This is a genomic window from Flavobacterium magnesitis, assembly GCF_041729735.1.
GTDB lineage: Bacteria > Bacteroidota > Bacteroidia > Flavobacteriales > Flavobacteriaceae > Flavobacterium > Flavobacterium magnesitis.
Window position 1 is genome coordinate 1 of record NZ_JBCFQK010000027.1, and the last position, 26,910, is coordinate 26,910.

The window sequence follows — 26,910 nt, forward strand, 5'->3', positions numbered from 1 at the left end:
ATTAAGAGTAATCATGTAAATGAGTATTTGCAAAATATATGCGGTAAAAATTTCACGGCAAAGGATTTCAGAACCTGGTCAGCTTCTCTGTCTTTTTTTAATTCATTACTTCAAATGGAGAAACCCACTTCTGAAAACGAAATAAAAAGTAATATTTTAAAAGCCTATGAATGTACTGCAACTGCATTAGGAAATACTAAAACGGTATGCAGAAAATACTATGTACATCCCATAATTGTAGATGCTTATCAGAATGGTAAATTATATAAAGCTTTTAATAGAGTTAAAAAAAGCAATACCGTTTCACCTTATTTTTCAACATCTGAAAAGGAAGTGCTAAAACTTTTTAAAACCTATGAGCCCACATTTGAAGATTAACAGCAAAGTCTAAATTTTTTTGTTTATTGAATGATTGAAATTCAATATTACATACATAGATATAAAATCAATCGAGGTGTATTCATAAACGAACACACCTCGATTGATTTTTGATTTTTTGTCAATATAAAATTGATGTTTTTAAATATTTGCTAATGCTAATTAGCTTATAAATAAGGTAGAATTAACTCCATATAATTTTATTTTTATCTTCTTCCTCTAATAAAAGAAAGTATAAATAATATGATAAATATGAAGAATAAAATTTTAGCGATACTTGCTGCTCCAGCAGCTATTCCACCAAAACCTAATACACCAGCTATAATAGCTAAAATGATAAATGTGACTGTCCAACGTAACATAGTTTTTGATTTTTAGGTTAATACTATTTTTTATAAAAACATACGATTCAGTTAAGAATCATCATCTTGTTCTCTTTCAAATTTATAGTATAATTTACAGGTTTTTTAACTCTAATGACAAAAATAATAACGCAATGCGTCACTTTGAGTCCTCTTTATTTTGAATAAATTTAAAGCCTAATGAAGAAAAACAACCCTAATTATTTCCCTCCATTAGACTAATAAACTTAGGATTATTTATTTTAAATCCTCAATTTTTGTAATTATTCTAAGATCGTTTTCTATCGCTTCTTTTTGTTTCAGCAATAAAGCACGAGTTCTTAAAGGCAATGAGGATTGAGTTAGAATTTCGTTGTAATCTTCTAAAGCTGCTTTTTCTCCAGTAATGGCTTCTTCCAGCATGGCTTCTTCATTATCAACAGAAAAAAGTGCTTTTATGTCCATCCAGGTTCTGTGTACTGCACCAGCAATACTTCCGCCAGAAGTGTCATCATGTAAACCAAACATACTGAACTCAATGTTTAATTCGTTTGCAAAATCATATCGTTCTTTTGATTTTCTTTCAAAATATTTTTTTAAAAATACATGATCGGTATGGTCTGCGGCTTTTTTAAAGCCTTTTTCACCATCGTTAATTTTCTCTAAAAGATCATTTAATTTGCTGCTTAAAGGGGCTGTGTACTTTTCCATAATTGTAATTGTTAAGATTAAAATTGTATGTTTTTTTGATTAAAATTTTCACGAAACCTTATACCGGAATATTTTTGATATGTTCCATTCTATCCCAGTTACGGTGTTTTGCCATGGCATTTACAAAATCAGCGGGAGATTTATTAATCAAAATGGCTGCATCTTGTTTGTATTTAGAAACAAAAGTTTCATCAATTAAATCTTCTCCTTCCTCATCTGCAGCTATAGCTTTGCAGTGTTTAAAAGCTTCATTAATAAATTTTAAAAATTTGGCTTCTTTCTTTAAAGCTTCAATTGCTTTTTTCCCTCCGGGAATATAAAGTGCATCAAAAAGCACACTTTCGGTAGTCATCACCGAAGCATCAACTGCATGTTTCATGTTTTGGTCACAAATTACTTTTCCTCCATGAGGTGCAATTAGATTTACAACAGCGCCTTCTTTTTCAAGAGTAGTTTGCATTTTTTTAAAATTTTTCATCGAAAAACCATCAGCGACTAATACGGCAACTTTTCTTGTAGCAATGCTTTCAAAACGCGTATTGGCTTGACTAAGCGTTGGTGCCTGATCTAAATAATTTTTCTTTTCTGATGGCTGTTGTGCTTTTACATCAGCATCAGCACCAATGGCTTGATTGATGGGCTGTTCAATTGATTTTGGAATTTCAAGTCCCAATCCTTTTGCGACTGTTTTAGCCAAATCCACATCAATTTGAGAAATCAACCAGAGCATTCTTTCTTTGATAGGTGTATGTAAACATTTACCAAGTTCAAAGGTGTAAGCTTCTGCCACATGTTGCTGCTCCCATGGAGATAAACTTCTATAAAACAAAGCGGGTTGAGAGAAATGATCGTTAAAACTTTCACTTCTTGTTCTAATTTTTTTAGCATCAATACGTTCTTCATACGAGTTGAATGCGCCTTCGGCTATTTTAGCTAAATGAGGACAACCACCACCCAAACTATTCGGGAAATAAGCTGTTTGTCCTTTTGGAATTTCGGTTTGCATCATTCCGTCACGCTGATTGTTGTTTGTTGGTACTACAGGGCGATTGATAGGAATCTGATGGAAATTAGGTCCGCCAAGTCGGGATAATTGCGTGTCTCTATAAGAAAACAATCGACCTTGTAACAGCGGATCATTGGTAAAATCAATACCTGGAACAATATGTCCTGGTAAAAAAGCTACTTGTTCGGTTTCGGCAAAGAAATTTTCAGGATTTCTGTTCAATGTCATTTTACCAATAATTTGAACGGGTACCATTTCTTCAGGAATCAATTTAGTAGGATCGAGTAAATCAAAATCAAACTTAAATTCGTCTTCCTGAGGTACTATCTGCACTCCTAATTCCCATTCTGGAAACTGACCAGCTTCAATTGCATCCCATAAATCACGTCGGTGAAAATCAGAATCGGCTCCATTAATTTTTACAGCTTCATCCCAAGTTACCGAGTGTACTCCTAATTTAGGTTTCCAATGAAATTTCACAAAATGAGATTTGCCTTTGTCATTAATTAATCTAAAAGTGTGAATTCCAAATCCTTCCATCATACGCAAACTTCTAGGAATTGCACGATCACTCATTACCCATATTTGATTATGTAGTGTTTCGGTGGTGCGTGAAATAAAATCGTAAAAAGTATCATGAGCCGAAGCTGCCTGAGGGATTTCTTTATTAGGTTCTGGTTTTACAGAGTGAATCAAATCAGGAAATTTCATTGCATCCTGAATAAAAAAGATGGGCATGTTATTTCCAACTAAATCCCAAGTACCTTCTTCGGTATAAAATTTTACGGCAAAACCGCGTACATCTCTTGCTAAATCTGGAGAACCTTTAGATCCTGCCACGGTTGAAAAACGCACAAATACGGGTGTTTTTCTGTTTACATCAGTAAATATTCCTGCTTTGCTGTATTGCTCAATACTTTTGTATAATTCAAAATGACCATGGGCTGCACTTCCTCTGGCGTGAACAATACGTTCTGGAATTCTTTCGTGATCAAAACTTGTGATTTTTTCCCTTAAAAGAAAATCTTCTAATAATGTTGAACCTCTTTCGCCTGATTTGAGTGAATTATTTGTATCGTTAACTTTTAAACCTTGATTGGTTGTTAAAGTAGTGTTTTCTGGATCTTTGTAAAATTGTTCTAAATCTTTAATCTTCTTTGATTCTTCTTTCGGATTTTTTGCCATAACATTAATTTTTTTTGTTAGATTAAATAAATTGATACATTTTATTTTTAATAAAATCTCAAGTACTAAATTCCAATATTTTAGATGATGTAATTAACGCATATCGTTAAAATAAGACCTCATACGCATATTTGTAAAAAATTAACATTCAGCTTATTCGGGAATTTTTAGAGAAGTAAAAACTATAAATCTTCATTTTCTTCATACAGTTTTGTAATGCTTTCAATGGATGTTTTAGTATGCGGATTTTCTTGGTTTAATAGAATCCAGGATTCTACCACAATGGAGCTCGAAGCATTGCAGGCTTGTAAGCCAGAAGAGTAAGGACGGCTGCCCGTAATGTGAGTAAAAGCAATATTATGTATTTTGGGTTCAGCATTTCCATCTTTGCGAATTACTTTGAAAGTGTTGTCAATATCAATTCCTCCAATAAAAAGAAATGCTTCGTTATTTTTATAAAAAACATTTTTATCTAGTTCTGCATTTTCTATTTCTTTAAATCGTGCTCTTGCTCTTCGGATGGTTCCCATTTTTGCCATTGATGGAAAAGGATAATTTTCAACTTCTACTTTTTCTTGTCCTGTACAATTAATAAACATTTTATAACTAGCTGTAGCTACAATTCCGTTTTCTGATTCGATTTTTATTTCCGTTTCTTTGTTTTCTGAAGTTGAATCGGTTATGGTTACTTTTCCTTCTACTAAATCAATACAATTAGCCTGATGGAGTGCTATCAAAATTTTAGCAGAATTAAGAGGTAAGGCTGCAATAACATTCATTTGAAATGGCAGGATTTCTTTTCCAAAAAACAAATGATCCTCAGCACATAATAATTCTGTATGATAGTTTAAACAATAAATCAAATCGTCTATGGTTTCCATCCAATGCATTGGTTTGTTATTTTTTAAAGAATCTAATGCCAGAACTCTTTCCTTTTCCATACCGATAAACGAATCAATGTATTCGTGTTTTTGTGACATCAGACTTACAAAATCTTTAAAACTGAAATCAGGATCTTCAATGAGTTTTATAGTATCACTCATTTTATCTTTCGAAAAAGCTTCTATCAATGCAGGACGACATATTTTGTTGAAAAAAGTATTTAGATTTAGAAAACCATCCGAATCTACTAAGGATAAAATTTCTTTTCGATCAGTATGACGATAAATTTCACGAATAGGTTCTGCCTGGGCATATTGCAAATGGGGCAACCAACCTTCAGCTGAATGCAGAATAATTTTAAAATCTTTGGCTTTTTCGTTTGGACAAAATACCAAACCATCATTGGTTGCTCTAAAATCTCCATGACGATGTGCTAATGAAGTCACTACATCAAAAGCGCTTAAAGATGCTCCAAGAATTCCTATTGGAAAATTAAAATATTCGTCAGTTTTTGGGATCAGTTTTTTAATAGGCCAGGGCGAAGCAAAATATCCTGTTTTTGGTTTATCTGTGGAGGACCAAGTGTGTCCCGTAGCGATAACAATTTTATCAAATTCATAAGACTTTGAATTTTTGCTGATAACTTTTACGATGTTTTTTTCAGTTTCTATGGTAATATCCGTTACGGTATGATTTATGAATTCATTAATCACAATACCTTCGGTTTTTAATTTTTCAATTAATAATTGATATTGTTCATGAAAATATTGACCTAATGCTAAGCGGCTGTATACTTCAGAATCTAGGATTGGAAAAGTAGTGATATTCCATTTTTCTAATACTTCTTTTTTTTGAAGTCGAAGCCAGTCGGCAAAAGTTTGAGGCAGTTCAGGAATTTCTTCGGATGAAATATTAGCTAGATTATATTGATCTGTAGTTTCAGGGTTGTACGGCATACCCATGCCCATTATTTTTTCTTTTTCAAAAATAGTGATGCTGTGAATTTCGTTTTTAAGTATAGAAATCTGATCTGAAATATGTTTTAACAGAAATAAGGCTGTAGGACCAGAACCTATAATCGCTAATTGCTTTTTTTTCATGTTTAATATTTAAGTTTTTAGAACTAATGATATTAAATTCATTTCAAGATATTCGTGATATTTCTTGTAATAAAGTAGGGCAGAGGCAGGAATTTTTTATACCATTTTAAAAAAACAAATCCATCCAGAATAATAAAACCAGCTTGTTAAAACTGGTTTTTGTTATTTTTTTATCCTGTAATTCCTATCTTGTTTTGATGGTTTTGATAATGTTTGGGACTGCAATTGTATTTTTCTTTAAAAATTTTAGAAAAATAACTTCTGCTAGTCAAACCTACGGTGTAAACAATCTCAGAGATATTAAGTTCTGATGTTCTAATTAAATTTTCGGCAACTTCAACTCTAATATTTCTAATAAAATCAGTAACCGTTCGGTTGTGCATGATTTTAAAGCCTTCTTGTAATTTAAACGAAGAGACACCAAATTTTTTGCACAAATATTTTAGACTGTATTGAATTTCGGGATTCATTTTGATGTATTCCGAAATTCGATTCACAATTTTCATATCAGATTGCGAAAGCGAGATAAAGCTGTTTTCAACTTTTGTTAAATCGTATTTGTGTTGTTCGATTTCTAAAGCCAGAATTAAATAGATGTTGCTGTTAATCAATAAATTTCTAACGATTCCTTTTTGATTGATGGTGTTGAGACTGTTTATTTTTTCGGCAATTCTTAAGTTTAGTGAACCAATATAGCAAAGCTGATTGCTTTCTTTGTTTTTTAAAAAGGTATTTTTGAGCTGCTCTTTTAGTTCAGAATTATTAACGAATAAAGTATCCACGCTTATCATAGATACGTTTATTTGCTGATTTTTACTAAAACTAAAAAAGGTATTCTTTTTAGAAGAATTAGAATAAATACCAGTTTGAAATTGGTTTAATTTACTCTTCTTCCCGTCTTCGCCAAAACTTTGAATTAGACATCCATTCGAACAATAACCGAAATGAATAGAATAAGCATTATCATGATGGTATATAATAGAAACATTTTCTGTAAAATTAATTTCATATTCAATGTAACATATTGCTTTCTCAATACAAATTCCGGAGATCAAACCTCTTCCTATTTCATTATCAATTTCTAATTTAAATTCATTAGATTTTATTTGTAATTTACCTCCTAGTTGTTCTTGTAATTGTTCAAAAATACTGAGGAGAGAATTTGATGTTAAAGCAATAGTTTTCATGTGAGTATTTTTAAAATTTAGGGCTAAATGTTGGGGCTGGACAATTAAAAAATCATTCTTTAGTTTTTAAAGGCTTTTTTAAATTAAACGGAAAAAGGTTTAAATTTTTAATTTCTGTTTTAGAAGAAATAATATATTTTTTAATAAATTCTTCAAGACTTAAAGTTTGTTTTACTATAGCATTTTGCTTCGTATTTGGATTTAAATTTTTCATAACTGTATCTTTATTAGGTTATAACGGAATACTACAAAATTGCAATAACAATGCTTAGAGTTTGTTATAGAATTTTCCTATTGTTTTATATAATTATACTAGTTCCAGTTAGTATCCAGAAAAACAGAATCAATGCATATTTGGATAAATTATGGATTAGGTTAAAATAGATTTTGTTTGAGTTAAGCTCATTTAGTTTTTAACTTCAATTTTACAAGAACATATTTTATATTAATTTTTAATCAAAAAGACAGAAGACATGAAAAGATTTGCAACCGCCATCTGGAGTGGCAACGTAAAAGAAGGAAACGGATATTTAATATCAGAAAGTAAAGCATTAGACAATACACAGTATTCATACAAAAGCCGATTTGAAAGTGGAACGGGAACTAATCCTGAAGAATTGATGGCTGCGGCTCATGCAGGATGCTTTACAATGCAATTTAGTGCCGATTTAACCAAAGCTGGATTTACTCCTGAAGTGTTAGAAACCAAATGCACCATTATTATGGAAGATGGACGCATTGCAAAATCAGAATTGATTGTGAAAGCAAAAATAGCTACTATTCAAGAAGATCAGTTTCAGGAAATAGCCAAAGGTGCAAAACAGAATTGTCCAGTAAGTAAAGCTTATGATAGTCTCGAAATCAGTTTGAGTGCGACTTTAGAAAATGGTACAGTTTAATCAGTTGTTCTAATTTTTAATCGAAGAATGGTAATTCTATAAGTTTTCTAAAATATATTATAATGAAGTAGTTGCGAATGTAATGCATCTTTGTAATGTAGAAATGATAAAGAATATTATTATGGAAAACAAAATCGAAACATTCGTTGTTCACGTATACGTGATGGCCTTTATAGCGTCACAGCGTTTTAGTCCAGTTTATAATTTGTTTTTCTCTTAAAATAAAAGACAATATTATAAAAGACTAATAAATAGAATACCATTTAGATTAGAAAATTTAAGATTACTAAACGAGTAATCATTTTTAAAACAATTAATAAAATTAAAAAAGAAGAAAGATGAAAACAGCTAAAACAATTATTGGTGTATTAGGAGGAGTTGCAGTAGGTGCAGCATTAGGAATTTTATTTGCTCCAGACAAAGGAACAAATACAAGAAAAAAAATTGCAGAAAAAGGAAATGATACTAAAAATTCACTAAAAAGTTGTGTGAATGATATATTAGAAAGTTTCTCTGAAAAATGCGATGCCATGTTAAACAAAGCCGAAGGTTTGGTAAATGAAGGCGTAAACAAAACTGAAGAATTTGTTGCTGAAAGTAAAGAAGACTTGAATAGCGCTAAAAATCAAATCTATAAATAAAAATAAAAGATGGACACAATTACAACAAACATAGAATTACTGTACAAAAAAGCTAAAGAGTACGCAGACATTAATATAGAATTAATTAAACTTAATTCAATTGATAAAATTGCCGATGTACTGTCTTCTCTAGTGTCAAGGATAGTGATATTTATGTTTGTTGTAATGTTTGTCTTATTACTTAACATTGCGTTGAGTTTATATTTAGGAGAACTTTTAGGTAAAGATTATTTAGGTTATTTAGTAGTAGCTGGTATTTATTTGGTTTTAGTTATAATTATTAATTACAATAAGGATACAATAATCAAAACTCCAATAACAAATTTGGTTATTGCTAAATTATTGAAATCAAAACAAAAGTCAAAAACTTCTAAAACTACACAAGATGGCATCCTATAAAGATCAAAATACAGCCTTAGACGAAGCAATTGCTCGTTTAGAAATGAAAAGAGATATGAAATTTGAGGAATTAAAAGATCAAATTGATATTACTTTTCAAAGCATGAAGCCTATTAATATATTAAATGGAACTTTAGAAGATTTAAAAAATTTTCCTGAAGTAAAATCTAATGCATTGCAACTCATTACAAGTTTAGCAGGAGGGTATTTGTCTAAAAAATTATTAGTGGGAAAATCGAGCTCATTTTTTAAAAAAGTATTAGGCTACCTTTTACAATATGGCGTAACCAATTTCATTTCCAAAAAAGTAAACACTAATTAATAAATTATGAAAAAAATTACTAGAATTGTCGCCTTATTTACCGTTTTGATTTTCTCGGCTACAGCCATGGCTCAGGCTAAGAGCAATGATTACGAAAGAAATTTTAAATTCGGCGTAGGACTTAATACTGGCTTACCACTTAATGATCCCTATAGTTTTAATCTTGGTGGAGATATTAGAGCACAATATAATGTTTCAGAAACCTATTCACTTTGTTTTACAACGGGTTACAATAGTTTGTTTGTAAAAGACGATGCGCCAAATTTTGGTTATATTCCTGTAAAAGTAGGTTATAAAACCTTTATTTTTAGCAATGAATTTTATGTAATGGGAGAAATAGGAGGAGCATTTTCTACGACTAAAAATTACAAAGAAAATTCTATGCTGTTTTGTCCAAGTGTGGGATATGCTACAAAATATGTAGACATCAGTGTGAGATATGAGTTTTTAAAAGATTTCCCTATGATTAAAGACAACGTAGCCGATACAGGTCTAGCACAAATAATGCTTCGTTTGGCTTATGGATTTGATTTGTAAAAATCATATAGCCTGGAAATAACTTATTTTTTCTATAATTAATTTGATTTCTAAAACTAAATTTAGACAAAATAATTATAGCAATAAAATCCCATCAGTTGTAAATTACAGCTAATGGGATTTTTTTTATTCCATCAATTTTTCAAAATCATTATCAGTTAAGTACTTTAAATTCTTTGTGATTTTTTCTATTTCCCAATTCCACCACTTAATTTCTAATAGCTTTTGGATCGTTTCTTCAGAGAATCTTTTTTTGATTTCCAATGCTGGATTGCCACCTACAATTGTATAAGGCGCTACATCCTTAACTACAGTAGCATTTGTTGCAATAATTGCTCCATCGCCTATGGTTACTCCTGCCATAATGGTAGCGTTGTAACCAATCCAAACATCGTTTCCTATGTTAATATCGCCTTTTTTAGGGTAGTTTTTTCCGTCCATGGCATTTTCCCAACCATTTCCAAAAATTGCAAAAGGATAAGTCGTTAAAGCATCGGTTAAATGATTGGCTCCGTTCATTATAAATTTAACGTCAGAAGCAATCATGCAAAATTTTCCAATGATTAATTTGTCGCCAATAAAGTCAAAATGGTATTTTACATTTTTCTCAAAGTTTTCTATGTTTTCAAAATCATCATAATAAGTGTAATCTCCAAAAATTATATTTGGATTTTTAATGATGTTTTTTAAAAAACACAGTCGCTTGTATTGCTCTAGTGGGAAGATAGTATTTTTATCAGGTCCTGTCATGTTTTTAGTGTTGATTCGAATTAAGTTGTATTCTCTTTTTAATGCTAAAATAGATTGATTATCAGAGTTTTTTGGTGTAAAATAGCAACCAAATGGGCTAATGTTTTATTAATTTTTTGCTTTTAAAATGTTTAAAATAACATTGTGAAAATTTTTATTTGGTTACAAATGTAACTCTTGTAATTTAAACTTAAAAGCTGTTCAATACCATTAAATAGTAAGCTAAGCTTAGAAAATTAATAAAAAATTGGCATAAAAAAAAAAGATAATTTTTAATTTTATGTATAGGGTTATTGTACAGAAAAATAGTATTCAGAAAATATTTTGATTTGCTACAATAATTTTAGGTTTAGTATTAATTAAATTTTACGATTATGACAGAAGAATTTACAACTATTGAGAAAGAAAATATAACTTCTCTCATGTTCCCATCTATTGATGTTCTGGACGATGATAACGAAATAAAAACAAGAACTAGCGATATAAACCGGGCATTGTCATTGGGAAATTTAGAACATTCGAAAATTAAAATTTTCTTTGAAGACAACGAATCCAAAAAGATAGTAAATACTACTGTTTGGGCTGTTACGGACAAAAATGTTATTTTAAAACAAGGGGTAATGATCCCAATTCACAGAATATATAAACTATTCTAGTAATTTTCCTTGGTATAAAGAACTATTTTTCTTTGTACTTGGAATAAAAAACGGCGTAAGTCTCTTAAGAGTTTACGCCGTTTTTTTATTTGTTTTTTACCGCGTCGCAAACGATACGATTTTGTTTTTATGTAATTAGTTTATTCTGAGTAATCGAAGACCATTTTATATAACCCTATTATAGAAGTCCCTAGTGATTTATTTATTTTTTACGTACATCTTTTTTGTTTTTAAGTATTATTTATATATTTATGCAATCGGTTGTAATTTAAAATAAAATATATGAAAAAAGCATTATCATTTGTAGTTCAAATTCTTGTCCTTTTAATTCTAGTGGGCTGTAATAATAAAGCGGATCAAAATAGAGATAGGGGAAAGGAAACGTTGGTAAATACTTATAAGGATGCTTTTTTAATGGGATGTGCTGTTAATGAAGAAGTTTCTTCTGGCAAGGATACTGTTTCGAAAAAAATAATTTTAGAACAATTTAATTCTATTACACCTGAAAACGTAATGAAAGCTGAGGTGATAAATCCTAAACCTGGAGTTTATAATTTTGAACCCGCAGATGCTTATGTAGCATTTGGTCAAAAGAATAACTTGTTTACCGTAGGACATACTTTAGTTTGGCATAATCAAACTCCTGCCTGGTTTTTTCAAGATAAAAATGGAAATCCAAATACTCCCAAAGCTCAAATTGAACGTTTACGTGAGTACATCAAAACAGTTGCAGGTAGGTATGCTGGAAAAGTTCAGGCGTGGGATGTTGTAAACGAAGTAATTGATAATGATGGTTCGTACAGAAGTACAACTGCATGGGTTAAAAGTGTAGGCAGCGGCGATGAATTAGTAAAAAATGCGTTTAAGTTTGCCAGTGAATATGCTCCGGATACAGAACTTTATTATAATGATTTTAACGTATGGCGACCAGGAAAAAGAGATGGAATTATGCGTCTTGTTAGGATGCTTCAAAAAGATAAAATAAGAATTGATGGGGTAGGAATTCAAGCACATTGGGGACTAAATTATCCTAAAAAAGAATATATTGAAGCTCTTATAGATTCAATAGCTTCTCTGGGAGTTAAAGTAATGATTACGGAGTTAGATGTAGATGTATTACCGTTAACTAAAGAAGGACAAATTATAGGTACAGGATTGCTACACCCACAGTTTCAATTAGAAGAATTTAAAACATTTTTAGATCCTTATCAAAAAGGATTACCTGAAGCGCAGCAAAAAGCATTAGCGAATAGATATGCTGAATTATTTGAAATTTTTTATAAAAAAAGAGATAAAATTGACCGGGTAACAGTATGGGGATTGCATGATGGAATGTCATGGAAAAATGATTATCCAATTGATAAAAGAACAAATTATCCTTTATTATTTGACAGAAATAAAAAACCAAAACCAGCTTTTGATGCTGTACTAAATGTTCCTAAAAACAAATGACTTTTCTGGTGCTCGATGCAATCGAGCACCAGTTTTAAAAAAAAATACCGCAAATTCGCAAATTTATAATTTTCTAAATCTTTATAATTAATTTGCGAATTTGCGGTTGTAAATCAAAAACTAAACAACCAAGTTTACTTATTGAAATTAAAATAGATTTTATTAATCATATTAGGAGTATCACTATAAACTTTAAATTGATGCAATTGTGATTGAGGACCGTAATGCTCAGCTGTCTCGAATTTTGTTCCTACAGCAGGTATAGCATCCATAAAAGAAATATTCCCAGACGGGTAAGGTGGATTAGTGTAATTCTTCTTTTCGTCATAAAGGCGTTGAACAGTAGGTGTAAATAAATGCAAGAAAACATCTTCTGATGCACAATAGACTTCAAACGGTGTTGGACACATCAATTTCATACCATAAAATAAGGAATAGTAACCTTTAAATTCAGGATAATTCCATACTTCGCCTGTAATGGCATCGTTGTATGTTTTGTCCCATAAATTTACTGTCCCGCCTTTTAGTCTGTTATTATATACTCTGTATGGACCGTTTGCCAGAACTTTTGCTCCTGCAATGTCTTTTTCAGGGAAATTAAATGTTACACCGCTCATTTTAATTTTATCCGACGGCCTATAATTATAACCTAATTGTAACACACCATTTTTTTGCATGGTCCAGGTAAATCGATAAGCTTCATTCCCTCTTGGATAAGTATATATCGCATCAATGCTGTAGGCTCCATCATTAGAAGCAATGGAAACTTTTTTACATTTAAGTTCTTGGTCTGTAATAAGTATTGGACCATTAGCTAGTGGTATTATTCCTGCTGCGTTTTTAACTTCGTTAAGCATCCCTGTTTTTTTGCTAATTTTTACAGTGATGTTTGATGCCGACAGTATAAAGAAAGAGTCATCTTCGGTTTTAAGTACTTCTGTATTTTGAAATGACTTATTGTTAAGCATTCTGTGAGTAAAAAAGGCAGGCGAATTTAATTCATAACTCCATGTAAAGAGTTCTTTTCCATCAAAATCATTAACTGTAAGGTACAAGATATCAAAATCTTTCCAATTAGCGGGTAAAGGCAATTGAAGTTCTCCTTTGTTTCCAGGTTGGATATTGGGAGTATCTATTTTTCCTTTTAATTCTTCATTATCGCCATCTAACGATTTAAATTTTTTGAGAACATAGGAGAAACTACAAGTGTTTGTATTGGTAAAATCGTAATGGTTTTCGATGGTAAATTTGCCATCCCAGGACGGAGTTATAAATTTCTTTTCGACATGTATGGGTGACCATATTTCTTTAATGGTATAAAAGCTTCCTTCTTTTTCGCGATACGGACCAACTATTCCATCAGCTCCTGAAGCTTTATCGGTATCTAGTATGTTGTTTTTATCGGTTCGTACAATACCCTCGTCAGCGAAATCCCATAAAAACATTCCTGCTGAAAGTGGATTGGATAACATTAAATTCCAGTAATCATCTAAACCAGCACCATGCCCTCCATCATAAAGTCCGTGTAAATTTTCTGTAGGCATGAAAATATCCCGACCGTTAAACATATTTTTTATCCCTGAATTATAAGTGACATAATGTACGGTATTAATATCATCATGAAGTCCCCATGGATGAAGTACGGGGCGTTTTTGAATGTCTAACTTTTTGAATAATGGATCTAGATCAAAATTGAATCCGCCCTCGTTTCCATTTGCCCAAAAAATAACTGATGGGTTATTCAAATCTCTTTTAATCATTTCATTGACAAGAATTGTGCCCACAGGCGTGTCGTAAGGAGGTTTTTGCCATGCGCATAGTTCGTCGATTATGTATAAACCTATTGAGTCACAAAGTTCCAGAAAATGTTTATCAGGTGGATAATGTGACATACGAACAGCGTTCATATTCATTTCTTTAATCAGCAATATATCCTTTAAACTTTGTTCTTTACTAACAGTACGACCCGTATTTGGCCAAAAACAATGACGGTTCACCCCTTTAAATCTTATTTTTTTATTATTAATATAAATACCATCTCTTTCTCGAACTTCTATTGTACGGAATCCGAAACGTTCCGTAATAGAGTGTAATGTATTGCCATTTTGAGTTACAGTAATAACTGCATTGTATAGGTTAGGAGATTCTGCTGACCAAGCTTTAATATTGGATAGGGAAGCAGCAGCGGTTAGTTTTTTGCTTTTTTGTTTTAATACCGATTGAAAGTCACCCACTTTTTTTCCAGAGTTGGCTTCAAAAACTTCGACTTTAGTTATTGTATTCGATACTTCTTTATCCAGAAATAATTCTAAATTTATGGAGCCATCATGTTTGGCATCAATTCCTGAATATTCGACGAAGGTTTTTGGAACGGCTTCTAAATAGACAGGTCTGTAAATGCCTCCGAAAACCCAAAAATCAGCATCACGTTCTGCACTGTTAACACTTGCATTAGAGGACATTTTGCTAACTTCAACTTCTAGTTTATTATCCGATTTTGTTGAAATTAGATCAGTTATTTCACGTTTAAAACGATAAAAAGATCCCTGATGAACAGATCCAGCTTGTTTACCGTTTACTAAAATTTTAGTATCTGTCATTGAACCGTCAAAAACAATGAAAACGCGTTTGTCTTTCCAATCCTTTGGAATAGAAAAAGAAGTTCGGTAAAGTCCTTTTTCAGAAGACTTGACTTTCTCGTATCCATAATTGTATTCGCCAAACCCTTCTAATTCCCAACAAGAAGGTACTTTGATTTTTGTCCATTGACCACTGTTTCGTCCAGCTGTACAGAAGAAATCCCATTTAACAGTGTCTTCGCCACTATTTCCAGATAACATTTTTTTTTCGGTTTGCTGTGCAAAAGAAGTATTGAATACTACAGATAGAAAAAGCAAAAGAAGATAATTGGTGATTTTCATGCTAGTATGGTTTATTAATAGAATCACGAAAATACGAATTAACTTCTGTTTAATTATAGAAACAAAAAAAGAGGTTGTCCGAAAATCACTTTTCGGACAACCTCTTTGTATTTAATGGAGATAGAAATTAGTTGCTGGTAACAGAATAACTGTTGCACATATAATTTAATCCGTTTCCGTTTGTACCGTAAGAAGAGGTAATTTCAAATCCAAATTGTACGTCTCCAACATTAATATCGCCAAACCATCCTTTGTTTTTTATCCAGTTTAAAATGGCTTTGGCATCAATAGTACCACTGTTTGTTTTTGATGTACGTAAAAATGAATATACATTGTTCCCACCATTATGGCCTCTGAACACATTCCAGGTATGCCCACCAATACTTTGATTGGTATAAACAGGAATCGCTCCAGTACTCGAATAATTGTATGAAATCGGTTTTATATTACCGCTACCATTTGCATTACTGGTATAGTTCATCCATAACATTATTTCATGGGCTTTGGCACTATCCCAAATGTCATAGGATGATACCCATGCCCCACCTGCAGGCGTAGTGGCATTAAAACTAGTACTAAGTGTATTTATTGTACTAAGGGTTTTACCAATATATCTGGTAGAATTTGGATAGGATTTAATACCATCACTGTTAGGATGATTTGCCCAAACTCCCCATTGACTGTAATTGTTTGCCCATATAGACTGACTGCCAGCACCAGCCCCCCAGATGTTATTGTATACCGTATAACCTCCATTTGACCAATTGCCGTACTGAGCAGATGATGACCAGTTTGCTTTAACTTCAGGTTCGTCGTTTACATCGGTTGCATTGCAACTGATAAACATAGCGCATAATGCAGCAAATAAAATTGTTTTTTTCATAAATAAATGGTTTTTAGTTAATAAATTAATTATTACTAAATTATTGATAATTAGTTATTTATAGAAATATTTATTAAAAAAATCATAATTTTTAAATCATTATCATAAAAAATTAACTATTTCATTTTAAAAGACAATAATTTTATTTAGTTATGGTTAAAATGACCATAATTCAAATAAAAAAAATGTGAATTTCGTAATTTATACAAAACGTAAATTAATTAACTTATTTATCCTATAAATTAATTGATTTTATATTACTTAAAATCTCTGATAAATGAGAAAAATATGCCTTTATAGGGTTATTTATAGAGGCTCCTATTTATTGAGGTTAGTAATTTGATTATATTTTTGATTTCATTTTAATATAAACCAGTAAAATAAAAATCTCATACTTTTCCAAGAGAAAGTCAATATATTTAAAATAAAATGAAATTAAATAAAGCTTCAACGGTTAATTTAGATTGTTGGAGTTTTTTATTGTAACGAGAAGAAGAGTAAAAATCAGAACAGATTTATTTTCCCAAATTGGCAACCCATATATTACCAGATTTTCCGGCACCCATTTTGATATAAGTATCGCTCATCATGGCTTTGCAATGATCAGTACTGTTCTTCCAACCAATTACAACATCAACAGAAGTATCAAAATTGCGGGCAATCACTTCTCCTACGGAGTTACCTGTATAACCTAATGTGCTGGCTCTTTGTATTGGACTTGTCCCTTCTGGGGATATATGAGAGAAATAATTGCGGGTATTCATATCATGGGCATGATTGATTGCTGTCTGAGCTAATATAGAGTTACTTACCAATTCAGGAACAGGTGGCATATCTTCGTCGCCACACTTACATCCTGTAGCTCTTAATTTATTGATTTCAATCAAAACATGATCGGTAACATTTGTGTCAATAACAGGAGCATCATCATTATTATCACAGGAAAAAAATAATGGTACTAAAATGAAAAAAATAAAATATTTTGTAGACATTGAAAAATAATTATTATTTATGAAATATAGAACCTGTGAGGTAAAGATATTTGTTTTATTTATTCAAACAAATACGAACAAAAAATATAAACAAAAAACTATGATTGTCATATTGTAAGGTCAACTAAAAAGTATTTGAAAATGACTGTAAAATTATAAATAAATTCAATCAATGTAGAGACTATTTCTTCTTTGTTCTCTCATCATCATTTCATGTAAAAAAGTAGACTAAACAAAAAAATACCGCAAATTCACAAAAAATTAATTTGCGAATTTGCGGTAAATAAATTTATAAAAAATAAAAACTATCGAATTGTTTTTACAAAATCAGCAATTTTACTACTTCCATTTTCTTTTAAATGAGTGATAAACGCACTACCAATAATAGCACCTTTAGCATATTGAGTGGCCTGATTAAAAGTTTCGGCATTGTTGATTCCAAAACCAATAACTTGTGGGTTTTTCAGTTGCATGTTGGCAATGCGTTTGAAATAGTCTTCCTGTGTGCTTCCAAAACCAGCTGAAGATCCCGTAACACTTGCCGAGCTTACCATGTAGATAAATCCGCTGGAAACGCTGTCTATAAAACGAATGCGTTCTTCAGAAGTTTGTGGTGTAATTAAAAAGATATTAATCAAACCGTATTTGTCAAAAGTAGCTTTATATTCGTCAGCATAAACATCAACTGGCAAATCAGGAATGATTAAACCATCAATTCCTATTTCGGCACATTTAGCACAAAAAGCCTCCACACCATATTGCAACATTGGGTTGAAATAGCCCATAATTACTAATGGAATAGAAACCGTTTTACGAATGTCTTTTAGTTGGTCAAATAAAATTTGAGAGGTCATTCCGTTATGTAATGCAGTGGTAGAACTCGCTTGAATAGTAGGACCATCGGCTAATGGATCGCTAAATGGCAAGCCAATTTCGATCATATCGATTCCGCTCTTTTCTAAATCCTGGATAATTTGTACCGTATCGTTTAAGTTAGGATATCCCGCCGAAAAGTAGATGGAAAGTATCTTTTTGTCTTCTTGTAATTTTTGTTCGATTCTGTTCATTGTATAGTTTCGATTTTACCACAAATTGAATTTTCAATTTAAAGGTTGTTTTTGCTGAACCATTAAGGAATTAAGATAAGTTAAGCCTAAATTCTCTTAAATTCTTAATGGTAAAATTATTTTAAAGGTTAACTTTGAAAGTTAATGCTCTTATTTTGTTTTAATTAGTAACAATATACGCCCAAGCCGTTTGAAGGGATTCTAAGGTTACTTCTATGCGTTTGTAATGCAAACCTTCGTAGGTATCAGCAAGATTTACATCTTCTTCGGTAATATCATATACTAATCCAGTAACAATATCGTCTGGATTTTCGGTAGCAACGATTATAGGGTATTTTTCTATTCCAAATTCTTCTTCAATTTCGATATAGTTAATTACAAAACCGATTAATCTGTCTGGAACTCCTTTTAGAGAGCGACCAAAAATGTTTTCCTGAATGTCTTTGTCTTTTAAAGTTCCGTAAGCGAATAATTTTTCCATTTGTTCTGGTTTGAATATTGAACGTTCTTTATTGTTTTGCGTTAGGGATGGTAGTGGAGCTCTTTTTTGAGGCAATTTTTTTGCCTCAAAAAAAGCGGGAACGTACAGCCCGACCCCTTTTTTCAAAGGGGTAACGCCCTAATTAAAATTTAAAATGATCGATATAAGTACTTAAATCTTTGTCACCACGACCCGAAAGGCAAATAACAACTACATCTTCGGGTTTGAATTTTTTATCATTCAGTACCGCAAAAGCGTGAGAAGATTCGATAGCAGGAATGATTCCTTCTAGTTTACTTAGTTCGAGTCCTGCATCCATAGCATCATCATCAGTCACTGAGAAAAACTCAGCACGACCAGTTTCGGCTAAATGTGCGTGCATAGGACCAACTCCAGGGTAATCTAAACCTGCTGAAATAGAATAAGGCTCGGTAATTTGTCCATCCAGAGTTTGCATCAAAAGCGTTTTACAACCGTGAATGATACCTACTTTTCCTAATTTACTTGTGGCAGCACTATGTCCGGAATGGATTCCTTTTCCAGCCGCTTCCACAGCAATGATTCCTACTTCTGGTTCATGTAAAAAGTGGTAATACGTACCCGCAGCATTACTTCCTCCACCGATACAAGCTATTACATAATCAGGATTTTCACGACCTTCTTTTTCTTTTAATTGCCATTTGATTTCCTCAGAGATAACACTTTGAAAACGGGTTACCATATCGGGATAAGGATGTGGTCCAATGGCAGAACCAATGATATAATGCGTATCAACCGGATTATTGATCCAGTCGCGAATGGCTTCGTTAGTGGCGTCTTTTAGCGTTCTTGAACCTGAAAGAGCAGGACGAACGCTCGCTCCCAGCATTTTCATTCTGGCTACGTTTGGCGCTTGACGGGCAATGTCAATTTCACCCATGTACACAATACATTCTAGACCCATTAAAGCACAAACAGTCGCTGTAGCCACACCATGTTGACCTGCACCAGTTTCGGCAATAATACGTTTTTTACCAAGTTTTTTAGCCACTAAAATTTGTCCAATAGTATTATTGATTTTGTGCGCTCCGGTATGATTCAAATCTTCTCTTTTCAGATAGATTTTAGTGTTGTGTTTTTCAGAAAGTCTTTTTGCAAAATACAACGGGCTAGGGCGACCTACATAATCTTTTAATAATTGATCAAACTCAGCTTTAAATTCTGGTTCAGCTGTAATTTTTAGGTACTGTTGGCGTAATTCTTCTACATTAGGATATAACATTTCAGGAATGTAAGCTCCTCCAAATTGGCCATAATAGCCTTTTTCATCAACGTTGTATGACATCTTATATGTTTTAATTGGTAACAATGCGTTGTAGTGCATCCTTACATAATTGTACGTTTTTTAATCCTGGTTCTATTTCAAATTTACTGTTTACATCAATAGCATAAACGGGTAAATTGGTTTTTAATATCGCTTTAACAGCATCCATTTCATCAATTCCTATTCCGCCGCTTAAGAAAAACGGTTTGCTTGACGGATAATTTTCTAAAACTTTCCAGTCAAATGTGGTTCCGTTTCCTCCAGGCAATTTTCCTTTGGTATCAAAAAGAAAATAATCACAGACCTTTTCAAATGGCGCCAGTACGGAGAAATCAAAATCATCAGCAACCGAAAATACTTTGATAATTTCAATCTGAACTTGTTTCAGATTCTTTAATTCAGTTTTCAAATTTAAACAAAATTCTACAGATTCTTTTCCGTGTAATTGTACGGCTTGCAAATCGTGTTTTTGAACTTTATCAATAATATTTTCGACAGTTTCATTCACAAAAACTCCAACTTTTTTAATAGATTGAGGCAAATTAGGAATCACTCCATCAAAATAGCGTGCCGATTTTTTCCAAAATATAAATCCCATATAATCGGGTAGGAGTGCACCTACTTCGAGAATATTATCGGGATATTTCATGCCACAGATTTTGGTTTTCATTTTGTTCTATATTTTTTACCGCAAAGATTCGCAAAGGTTTCGTAGCAAAGGTTCGCAAAGTTTTTTACTGCCTTCTGCTTTCTGTTTTCTGCCTTTTGAAATCTAACTTCTTAACTTCTCAATAAACTCGGTTGCTGCTTTTCCAGCATTGTCCGTTTTCATAAAGTTTTCACCAATCAAAAATCCTTTGTAACCATAAGGTTTTAGTCCATTGATGGCGTCAACTGAGCTGATTCCACTTTCAGAAACTTTTACAAACTCATCTGGAATTTGATCCGCTAATTGTTTGCTGAAATCCAGACTTACTTCGAAAGTTTTCAAGTTTCTATTGTTTACACCAATCATGTCTAATGTTGGCATAATTGATTTTTCTAATTCTTCCTGATTGTGAACTTCCAATAAAACTTCTAATCCAAGGTTTTTTGCAAATTCAGATAAGGATTTGATTTCTTCACGAGTTAAAACCGCTGCTATTAGCAAAATCAAATCGGCTCCGTGTGCTTTGGCTTCAAGAATTTGGTATTCGTCAACTATAAATTCTTTTCGCAATAGCGGAATATTTACAGAGGCTCTGGCCAATAATAAATCGTCCAGAGAACCACCAAAATACTTTCCGTCTGTTAGCACCGAAATTCCACAAGCACCAGCACTTTCGTATCCTTTTGTTACTTCTTCTACTGTAAAACCATAATTGATTTCGGCTTTAGAAGGCGAACGACGTTTGTGTTCGGCAATAATTCCAGAATTGCTGTTTCTTAAATTATTACTTAAAGAAATAGTCTTTTTTCCAAAGAAAACCGAAGCTTCCAATTGAGATACTGGAATGATTGATTTCTTAAGAATGACTTCTCTTTTTTTGTCAACTATGATTCTATCGAGTATGTTCATTTATTTAATTTAAATCTTTCAATAACAATTATTTACTTAAATCCTGTAATCTCTTCAAAGCTACCAATCCTTTTCCTGAGAATAAACTTTCTTTGGCTTGTTCAAATCCTTCTAATGGCGTGCATCCTGTAACGGTAGCAATTGCCATAGCAGCATTGGCACAAACCACGTTATTTTGTGCTTCAGTTCCTTTTCCAGAAATAATATTCAAGAACATTTGAGCCGATTCTTCAACAGTTTTTCCACCTTCAATTTCGCTTTGTTGTATCAATCGAACACCAAAATCCTCTGGATTCAGCATTCCTTCGGTGCTATGTGTGATAATTTTTGTAGCTCCGGTTAAAGATACTTCGTCATATCCGTCTAAGGCATGAACAATAGTAAAATTACTATCGGTATTTTGATAAAGATAAGCATACATTCGAGCCAATTCAAGGTTGAAAACTCCTAGCAATTGGTTTTTTGGAAATGATGGATTAATCATTGGTCCCAAAATATTGAAAATGGTTCTTACGCCTAATTCTTTTCGAATAGGTCCCACGTTTTTCATAGCAGGATGAAATAGTGGAGCATGTAGAATACAAATTCCCGCCTGATCCACACATTTCTTTAAGAAATCAGAATCATTACTAAATTTGATACCTAAACTTTCCATTACATTACTAGAACCTGTAATAGAAGAAACGCCATAATTTCCGTGTTTAGTCACTTTTATTCCTGCTCCAGCCGTTATAAATGAAGCTAAAGTGGAGATATTGAAAGTGTCTTTTCCGTCTCCTCCGGTACCTACTAAATCGATAGTATTGTAATCGGATAAATCAATGCGTACGCACAATTCCTGAAGCGCTTCTCTAAAACCAGCCAACTCTTCAATACTAATGCTTCGCATCATATATACAGTTAAAAAAGCTGCAATTTGACTCGGATTATAACTTCCGTTAGAAATATTAACCAAAACGTTTTTAGCTTCTTCTTTAGAAAGCAATTCGTTATTGATTAATCTATTTAATATGTTTTTCATTTTTTTAAGTTGCTAAGAATCTAGGTGACTAAGGTTCTAAGTTTTTTATTAACTGAATACTAAAATCTGCTAACTGAATACTATGAATTAACCCAGTTTTCAAGCATTTTCTTTCCATTAGGAGTCAACACACTTTCGGGATGAAATTGTACTCCGCGAACATCAAATGTTTTGTGACGCAAAGACATTACCTGACCATTTTCGTCAAAAGAAGTCGCTTCTAAAACATCTGGTAAAGTGGCATCCACAACCCATGAATGGTAACGACCTACTTCGAATTCGTTCTCTAATCCTTGAAATAAAAGTTCGTCGTCTACAACCGTTTTTACCATTGTGGCAACACCGTGATAGACTTTATCTAAGTTAGAAAGCGTTCCGCCGTAAACTTCACCAATGGCTTGCTGACCAAGGCAAACTCCAAAAATACTTTTGGTAGCACCGTATTTTGCGATAACTGGTTTTAACAAACCCGCTTCATCAGGAATCCCAGGACCCGGCGAAAGAAGAATTTTGTCGAAATGAGCAATTTCGTCTAATTCAAATTCGTCGTTTCTATACACCGTTACCTCACAATTTAAATCTTCCAGATAATGCACCAGATTGTAAGTGAAACTATCGTAATTATCTATAACTAATATTTTTTTCATTTTTCCTCCCCAACCCCTCCGAAGGAGGGGAGTTCCTATTGGGGTAAATAGGGTTTTAATTATTTTTTTAGTTTAAATTTTTAGGTTCTAAATTATTACTGAACACTAAAAACTGAATACTGAATACTTTTATATTGTTTCTGCTAAATCCAAAGCCGCATTTAAGGCTCTCAATTTATTATATACTTCCTGCATTTCGCTTTCTTCATCTGAACTAGCTACAATTCCAGCTCCGGCCTGAGAGTGTAATTGATGGTTTTTGCTAAGGAAAGTACGAATCATAATAGCATGGTTGAAGTTGCCTTCAAAATCCATAAAACCAATTGCGCCACCGTAAAAATTACGATTTGTTTTTTCGTAATCTTCAATTAATTGCATCGCTCTGTGTTTTGGCGCACCGCTTAAAGTTCCGGCGGGGAAAGTATCGGCAACTACTTGCATCGTTGTAGCATCGTTATGCAAATGTCCTGTAACTTTAGAAACCAAATGGATTACGTGTGAGAAAAACTGAACTTCTCGGTATCGTTCTACGTTTACATTATGGCCATGACGGCTCAAATCATTTCGAGCCAAATCAACTAGCATGACGTGTTCGCTGTTTTCTTTTTTATCTTCTGATAATTGTTTGGCTAAAATAGCATCTTTTTCATCATCGCCAGTTCTTTTAAAAGTTCCTGCAATAGGATGAATTTCGGCTTTTCTATCTTTTACGATAATTTGGGCTTCTGGTGAAGAACCAAATATTTTGAAATCGCCATAATCAAAAAAGAATAGGTAAGGTGATGGGTTGATACTTCTTAAGGCTCTGTACACATTGAATTCGTCTCCTTTAAAACCTTGAGTAAAACGTCTGGAAAGAACCAATTGGAACACATCTCCACGAAAACAATGTTTTTTAGCCAAAGCTACATTGTGCTTGAATTCTTCGTCAGTTAAATTAGAGAAACCTTCGCCTTCTTTCGAAAATTTATATGAAGGAATATTTCTGGATTGCATTAATTGCTCAATTTCAGAAATATTGTTTCGGTCGTCCAGACTGTGACAGAAAATATAAGCTTCATTTTTAAAATGATTGATGGCAATGATATTTTGGTAAACCGCATAATAAACATCAGGAATGGTATTGCTGTTTTCTTTTTTAGCGATAGTTACTTTTTCGAAATAACGAACAGCATCATAAGAAATGTATCCAAACAACCCATTATTGATGAATTTGAAATTGTTTTTCTCTGACTTGAATTGTCCTGAAAATTGTTGAATTACTTCCGGAATATCCGTTTGAGCATCGATAGCAATGGTTTCAATAGTTCCGTCAGGGAATTGTTTGAAAATAGTTTCGTTTTCAATTTTTATCGAAGCAATAGGATTGCAACAGATGTAAGAGAAACTATTGTCGTTCCCATGATAATCGCTGCTTTCCAGCAAAAGACTATTTGGAAATTTATCTCTTATTTTAAAATACACACTAACAGGAGTAATCGTGTCAGCCAGTATTTGCTTGAATTTTGTATTTAGTTTAAATTGTTTCAATTGGAATAAATTTAAAATTGGTAAGCATTTGATTGAACTTCGTTTGGCATAAAAAAAGGCCTGTCGTGATGACAAGCCTTTATATATTTATAGATAATAATACCATAGGAGCTTAGTTCACGACTATTGACGTAAATTGTTCCACCACCAAGTATTATTTGTAATTGTTTTCATGTTGCAAATATAGTAATGTAATTTTAATTTTCAAATACTATAAAATAAAAAAATCAATTTTAATTTGAAAAAAATAGCATTTTCCGTAAAAAGAAACCCCAACAAGTAAATGTTGGGGTTGTTTTAAGTAAAATGAGTATTTGATTAGAATTTTAAAGCTACTGCTAATTCAAATTCGTCATTGATCGTTTTGTCTCCTAAACCTTCAAAGAAATTTCCAGAACCGTATTTAATGTCATATTTTGTTCTGTCAACTTTAAATGCAGTTGTAGCAGTATTTCCTTTTACAGTAATATCAAAATTAACTGGTTTAGTAATTCCTTTGATAGTTAAATCAGCAGTTACTGCATAAATATCTTTAGCTTTAGCTCCAATTTTTTTGATTACTAAAGTAGCAGTTGGGAATTTATCTGTTCCAAAGAAATCGTCAGCTTTTAAGTGACCATCTAATTTTTGTTGGTATTCTCCAGTTAAATCTGTAGCTGTTAGAGAAGTCATGTCAACAGTAAAAGTACCACCAACTAATTTATTTCCTTTTAAAACTACCGCTCCGTTTTTGAAGTTTACAGTTCCAGAGTGTTCTCCAGTTACTTTTTTACCTACCCATTTGATAGTAGATGCTTTTACGTCGATTTTTTTAGTTTGAGCGTTTACTGAAATACTAGCTACCGCTACGAATAATGCAATTGCAATTGTTTTAAAATTTTTCATTTTGTTTAAATTTGATTTTAATTAATAATTATAGAGTGATAAATAATTCTTGTTCTGATTTTCTAACTTTTTTATAGTGCTGAGTATCGTCTGCTTCGTGTCTGTAACCTAATGTTGCAATAAGTGAAGTGTTTAATCCCAGTTTTTCTAAACCTAAAATTTCATTGATTTGCTCAGGAACAAAACCTTCCATAGGTGTAACATCAATTTTTAATTCGGCGGCTGCATTTAATAAATTTCCTAAGGCTAAATAGGTTTGTTTTGCAGTCCAATTGTTTTTAGCTTCTTCAGGTAAAGTTAGAATTTTTGATTTCATAAAGCTTCCATATCCTTCAAGTGCTTCAACAGGAATGTTTCTTGTTGCACTAATATTGGTAACATAATTATCAATATCCTGTTCGTTTAATTGTGTTTCATTTGCAAAAATAATAAGATGCGATGCCTCTACAATTTGAGATTGTCCCCAAGCTGCAGGCTGAATTTTTGCTCTTAATTCAGGATTTTCGACTATGATAACTTTGTAAGGTTGTAATCCATAAGAAGAAGAACTCAGTCGGATGGCTTCTTTAATGGTATTTAAATCTTCATTTGATATTTTTTTGGTAGTATCAAATTTCTTTGTTGCATATCTCCAGTTTTGATTTTCTAAAAAGGTACTCATGGTAATTATTTTATAGATTTCGGTATTTTTCTAATAAATTATTTAATTGTTCTAATTCTTTTGTATTTAAATTGCTTGTTAAAGCATTTTCATGTTCAATTACTTTAGGATCTAATTCGGCTAAAACATCCAATCCTTTTTGTGTAATAAGAACTTCTATTTTTCTTCGGTTATCCGGACAAACATTGCGGGTTACTAATTGTTTCAATAATAACTTGTCAACCAGTCGGGTAGTGTTACTTGTTTTAGCAACCATTCTTTCCTGAATCATACACATATTAGCAGGATTTCCTTTTTGACCTCTAAGTATGCGTAATACATTGTATTGTTCTCCTGATAAATCGTAAGGTTTTAAAACTTCATTAAATTTTTCATTCAAAATATTCTGTGTGTACATGATATTGAGAATAATTTTTTTAGAGAGGGTTAATTCCACCGTACTTTTTATTTCATCTTCAATTTTCATTCCAATACTGTTTTTTGTTTGTTGGTACAAATGTAACACTTTTTTTATT

Annotated in this window: 28 protein-coding genes and 1 pseudogene; 8 read left to right on the plus strand and 21 right to left on the minus strand. The window is 32.3% G+C overall.

The window, feature by feature from the left end; genetic code table 11:
• Positions 1-378 (plus strand): annotated as a pseudogene (locus tag AAGV33_RS14545) (DNA topoisomerase IB); the annotation flags it as partial.
• Between the two features lie 206 nt (positions 379-584).
• Here AAGV33_RS14545 and AAGV33_RS14550 read toward each other — a convergent pair.
• The 6 genes from AAGV33_RS14550 to AAGV33_RS14575 all read right to left on the minus strand — a co-directional run bounded on the left by AAGV33_RS14550 (position 585) and on the right by AAGV33_RS14575 (position 7,004).
• The gene (locus tag AAGV33_RS14550) at positions 585-740 is read right to left on the minus strand and encodes a DUF1328 family protein (RefSeq protein WP_373392932.1); all 156 of its coding nucleotides are present in this window, start codon (positions 738-740) and stop codon (positions 585-587) included.
• 237 nt (positions 741-977) lie between these two features.
• Positions 978-1,430 carry a ferritin-like domain-containing protein gene (locus AAGV33_RS14555; RefSeq protein WP_373392934.1) on the minus strand — a complete coding sequence of 151 codons (453 nt, stop codon included), beginning with the start codon at positions 1,428-1,430 and terminating at the stop codon, positions 978-980.
• Positions 1,431-1,488: 58 nt separating this feature from the next.
• Positions 1,489-3,621, minus strand: a complete 2,133-nt coding sequence (locus tag AAGV33_RS14560; RefSeq protein ID WP_373392936.1) for a catalase — start codon at positions 3,619-3,621, stop codon at positions 1,489-1,491.
• A 182-nt stretch (positions 3,622-3,803) separates the two neighbouring features.
• The gene (locus AAGV33_RS14565; RefSeq protein ID WP_373392937.1) at positions 3,804-5,603 is read right to left on the minus strand and encodes an FAD/NAD(P)-binding protein; all 1,800 of its coding nucleotides are present in this window, start codon (positions 5,601-5,603) and stop codon (positions 3,804-3,806) included.
• Between the two features lie 170 nt (positions 5,604-5,773).
• On the minus strand, positions 5,774-6,790 hold the full coding sequence (locus AAGV33_RS14570; protein WP_373392939.1) for a helix-turn-helix domain-containing protein: 1,017 nt from the start codon (positions 6,788-6,790) through the stop codon (positions 5,774-5,776).
• A gap of 52 nt (positions 6,791-6,842) precedes the next feature.
• Complete coding sequence (locus AAGV33_RS14575; RefSeq protein ID WP_373392941.1) at positions 6,843-7,004, minus strand: hypothetical protein; 162 nt, start codon at positions 7,002-7,004, stop codon at positions 6,843-6,845.
• A gap of 259 nt (positions 7,005-7,263) precedes the next feature.
• Between AAGV33_RS14575 and AAGV33_RS14580 the strand changes: the two genes are divergently transcribed.
• The 5 genes from AAGV33_RS14580 (at position 7,264) to AAGV33_RS14600 (ending at position 9,588) form a co-directional block, all read left to right on the plus strand.
• On the plus strand, positions 7,264-7,689 hold the full coding sequence (locus AAGV33_RS14580) for an OsmC family peroxiredoxin (RefSeq protein WP_373392942.1): 426 nt from the start codon (positions 7,264-7,266) through the stop codon (positions 7,687-7,689).
• Positions 7,690-8,027: 338 nt separating this feature from the next.
• Positions 8,028-8,330: a YtxH domain-containing protein gene (locus tag AAGV33_RS14585; protein WP_373392943.1), complete on the plus strand. Its 303-nt coding sequence runs from the start codon at positions 8,028-8,030 to the stop codon at positions 8,328-8,330.
• Positions 8,331-8,339: 9 nt separating this feature from the next.
• On the plus strand, positions 8,340-8,729 hold the full coding sequence (locus AAGV33_RS14590; RefSeq protein WP_373392944.1) for a hypothetical protein: 390 nt from the start codon (positions 8,340-8,342) through the stop codon (positions 8,727-8,729).
• A complete protein-coding gene (locus AAGV33_RS14595) occupies positions 8,716-9,051 on the plus strand; it encodes a hypothetical protein (protein ID WP_373392946.1) in 336 nt (111 codons plus the stop codon). The genes AAGV33_RS14590 and AAGV33_RS14595 overlap by 14 nt, the downstream gene beginning before the upstream one ends.
• 6 nt (positions 9,052-9,057) lie before the next feature.
• Positions 9,058-9,588 carry a hypothetical protein gene (locus tag AAGV33_RS14600; protein WP_373392948.1) on the plus strand — a complete coding sequence of 177 codons (531 nt, stop codon included), beginning with the start codon at positions 9,058-9,060 and terminating at the stop codon, positions 9,586-9,588.
• 126 nt (positions 9,589-9,714) lie between these two features.
• Here the strand turns inward: AAGV33_RS14600 and AAGV33_RS14605 are convergent, their stop codons facing one another.
• On the minus strand, positions 9,715-10,338 hold the full coding sequence (locus tag AAGV33_RS14605; RefSeq protein ID WP_373392949.1) for a CatB-related O-acetyltransferase: 624 nt from the start codon (positions 10,336-10,338) through the stop codon (positions 9,715-9,717).
• A 374-nt stretch (positions 10,339-10,712) separates the two neighbouring features.
• On the opposite strand from AAGV33_RS14605, the gene AAGV33_RS14610 reads away from it, so the two are divergent.
• Together AAGV33_RS14610 and AAGV33_RS14615 are read left to right on the plus strand one after the other, a co-directional pair.
• Positions 10,713-10,994 carry a hypothetical protein gene (locus tag AAGV33_RS14610; RefSeq protein ID WP_373392950.1) on the plus strand — a complete coding sequence of 94 codons (282 nt, stop codon included), beginning with the start codon at positions 10,713-10,715 and terminating at the stop codon, positions 10,992-10,994.
• 282 nt (positions 10,995-11,276) lie between these two features.
• On the plus strand, positions 11,277-12,446 hold the full coding sequence (locus tag AAGV33_RS14615) for an endo-1,4-beta-xylanase (RefSeq protein WP_373392951.1): 1,170 nt from the start codon (positions 11,277-11,279) through the stop codon (positions 12,444-12,446).
• Positions 12,447-12,580: 134 nt separating this feature from the next.
• Here the strand turns inward: AAGV33_RS14615 and AAGV33_RS14620 are convergent, their stop codons facing one another.
• From AAGV33_RS14620 to AAGV33_RS14685, 14 genes are all read right to left on the minus strand, one after another.
• Positions 12,581-15,367 carry a glycoside hydrolase family 2 TIM barrel-domain containing protein gene (locus tag AAGV33_RS14620; protein ID WP_373392952.1) on the minus strand — a complete coding sequence of 929 codons (2,787 nt, stop codon included), beginning with the start codon at positions 15,365-15,367 and terminating at the stop codon, positions 12,581-12,583.
• Between the two features lie 127 nt (positions 15,368-15,494).
• A complete protein-coding gene (locus AAGV33_RS14625; RefSeq protein ID WP_373392954.1) occupies positions 15,495-16,250 on the minus strand; it encodes a GH12 family glycosyl hydrolase domain-containing protein in 756 nt (251 codons plus the stop codon).
• Positions 16,251-16,765: 515 nt separating this feature from the next.
• Positions 16,766-17,242, minus strand: a complete 477-nt coding sequence (locus AAGV33_RS14630) for a CAP domain-containing protein (RefSeq protein ID WP_373392955.1) — start codon at positions 17,240-17,242, stop codon at positions 16,766-16,768.
• A gap of 305 nt (positions 17,243-17,547) precedes the next feature.
• Positions 17,548-18,309 carry a tryptophan synthase subunit alpha gene (gene trpA / locus AAGV33_RS14635; RefSeq protein ID WP_373392957.1) on the minus strand — a complete coding sequence of 254 codons (762 nt, stop codon included), beginning with the start codon at positions 18,307-18,309 and terminating at the stop codon, positions 17,548-17,550.
• Between the two features lie 160 nt (positions 18,310-18,469).
• Positions 18,470-18,790, minus strand: a complete 321-nt coding sequence (locus AAGV33_RS14640; RefSeq protein WP_373392959.1) for a gamma-glutamylcyclotransferase family protein — start codon at positions 18,788-18,790, stop codon at positions 18,470-18,472.
• A gap of 142 nt (positions 18,791-18,932) precedes the next feature.
• Positions 18,933-20,114, minus strand: coding sequence for a tryptophan synthase subunit beta (gene trpB, locus AAGV33_RS14645; RefSeq protein WP_373392961.1), 1,182 nt, complete (start codon positions 20,112-20,114; stop codon positions 18,933-18,935).
• A gap of 10 nt (positions 20,115-20,124) precedes the next feature.
• The gene (locus tag AAGV33_RS14650) at positions 20,125-20,763 is read right to left on the minus strand and encodes a phosphoribosylanthranilate isomerase (protein ID WP_373392963.1); all 639 of its coding nucleotides are present in this window, start codon (positions 20,761-20,763) and stop codon (positions 20,125-20,127) included.
• A 102-nt stretch (positions 20,764-20,865) separates the two neighbouring features.
• Positions 20,866-21,651, minus strand: coding sequence for an indole-3-glycerol phosphate synthase TrpC (trpC, locus tag AAGV33_RS14655; protein ID WP_373392964.1), 786 nt, complete (start codon positions 21,649-21,651; stop codon positions 20,866-20,868).
• Positions 21,652-21,679: 28 nt separating this feature from the next.
• The gene (gene trpD, locus AAGV33_RS14660; RefSeq protein ID WP_373392965.1) at positions 21,680-22,672 is read right to left on the minus strand and encodes an anthranilate phosphoribosyltransferase; all 993 of its coding nucleotides are present in this window, start codon (positions 22,670-22,672) and stop codon (positions 21,680-21,682) included.
• Between the two features lie 80 nt (positions 22,673-22,752).
• Positions 22,753-23,319 (minus strand): anthranilate synthase component II, encoded by a 567-nt coding sequence (locus AAGV33_RS14665; RefSeq protein ID WP_373392967.1) that lies wholly within the window; start codon positions 23,317-23,319, stop codon positions 22,753-22,755.
• Positions 23,320-23,448: 129 nt separating this feature from the next.
• On the minus strand, positions 23,449-24,849 hold the full coding sequence (locus AAGV33_RS14670; protein ID WP_373392968.1) for an anthranilate synthase component I family protein: 1,401 nt from the start codon (positions 24,847-24,849) through the stop codon (positions 23,449-23,451).
• 318 nt (positions 24,850-25,167) lie between these two features.
• Positions 25,168-25,734, minus strand: coding sequence for a YceI family protein (locus AAGV33_RS14675; protein WP_373392970.1), 567 nt, complete (start codon positions 25,732-25,734; stop codon positions 25,168-25,170).
• A gap of 28 nt (positions 25,735-25,762) precedes the next feature.
• Positions 25,763-26,395, minus strand: coding sequence for an NAD(P)H-dependent oxidoreductase (locus AAGV33_RS14680; RefSeq protein WP_373392972.1), 633 nt, complete (start codon positions 26,393-26,395; stop codon positions 25,763-25,765).
• Between the two features lie 10 nt (positions 26,396-26,405).
• Positions 26,406-26,861, minus strand: coding sequence for a MarR family winged helix-turn-helix transcriptional regulator (locus tag AAGV33_RS14685; RefSeq protein WP_373392973.1), 456 nt, complete (start codon positions 26,859-26,861; stop codon positions 26,406-26,408).
• Positions 26,862-26,910 lie beyond the last annotated feature (49 nt).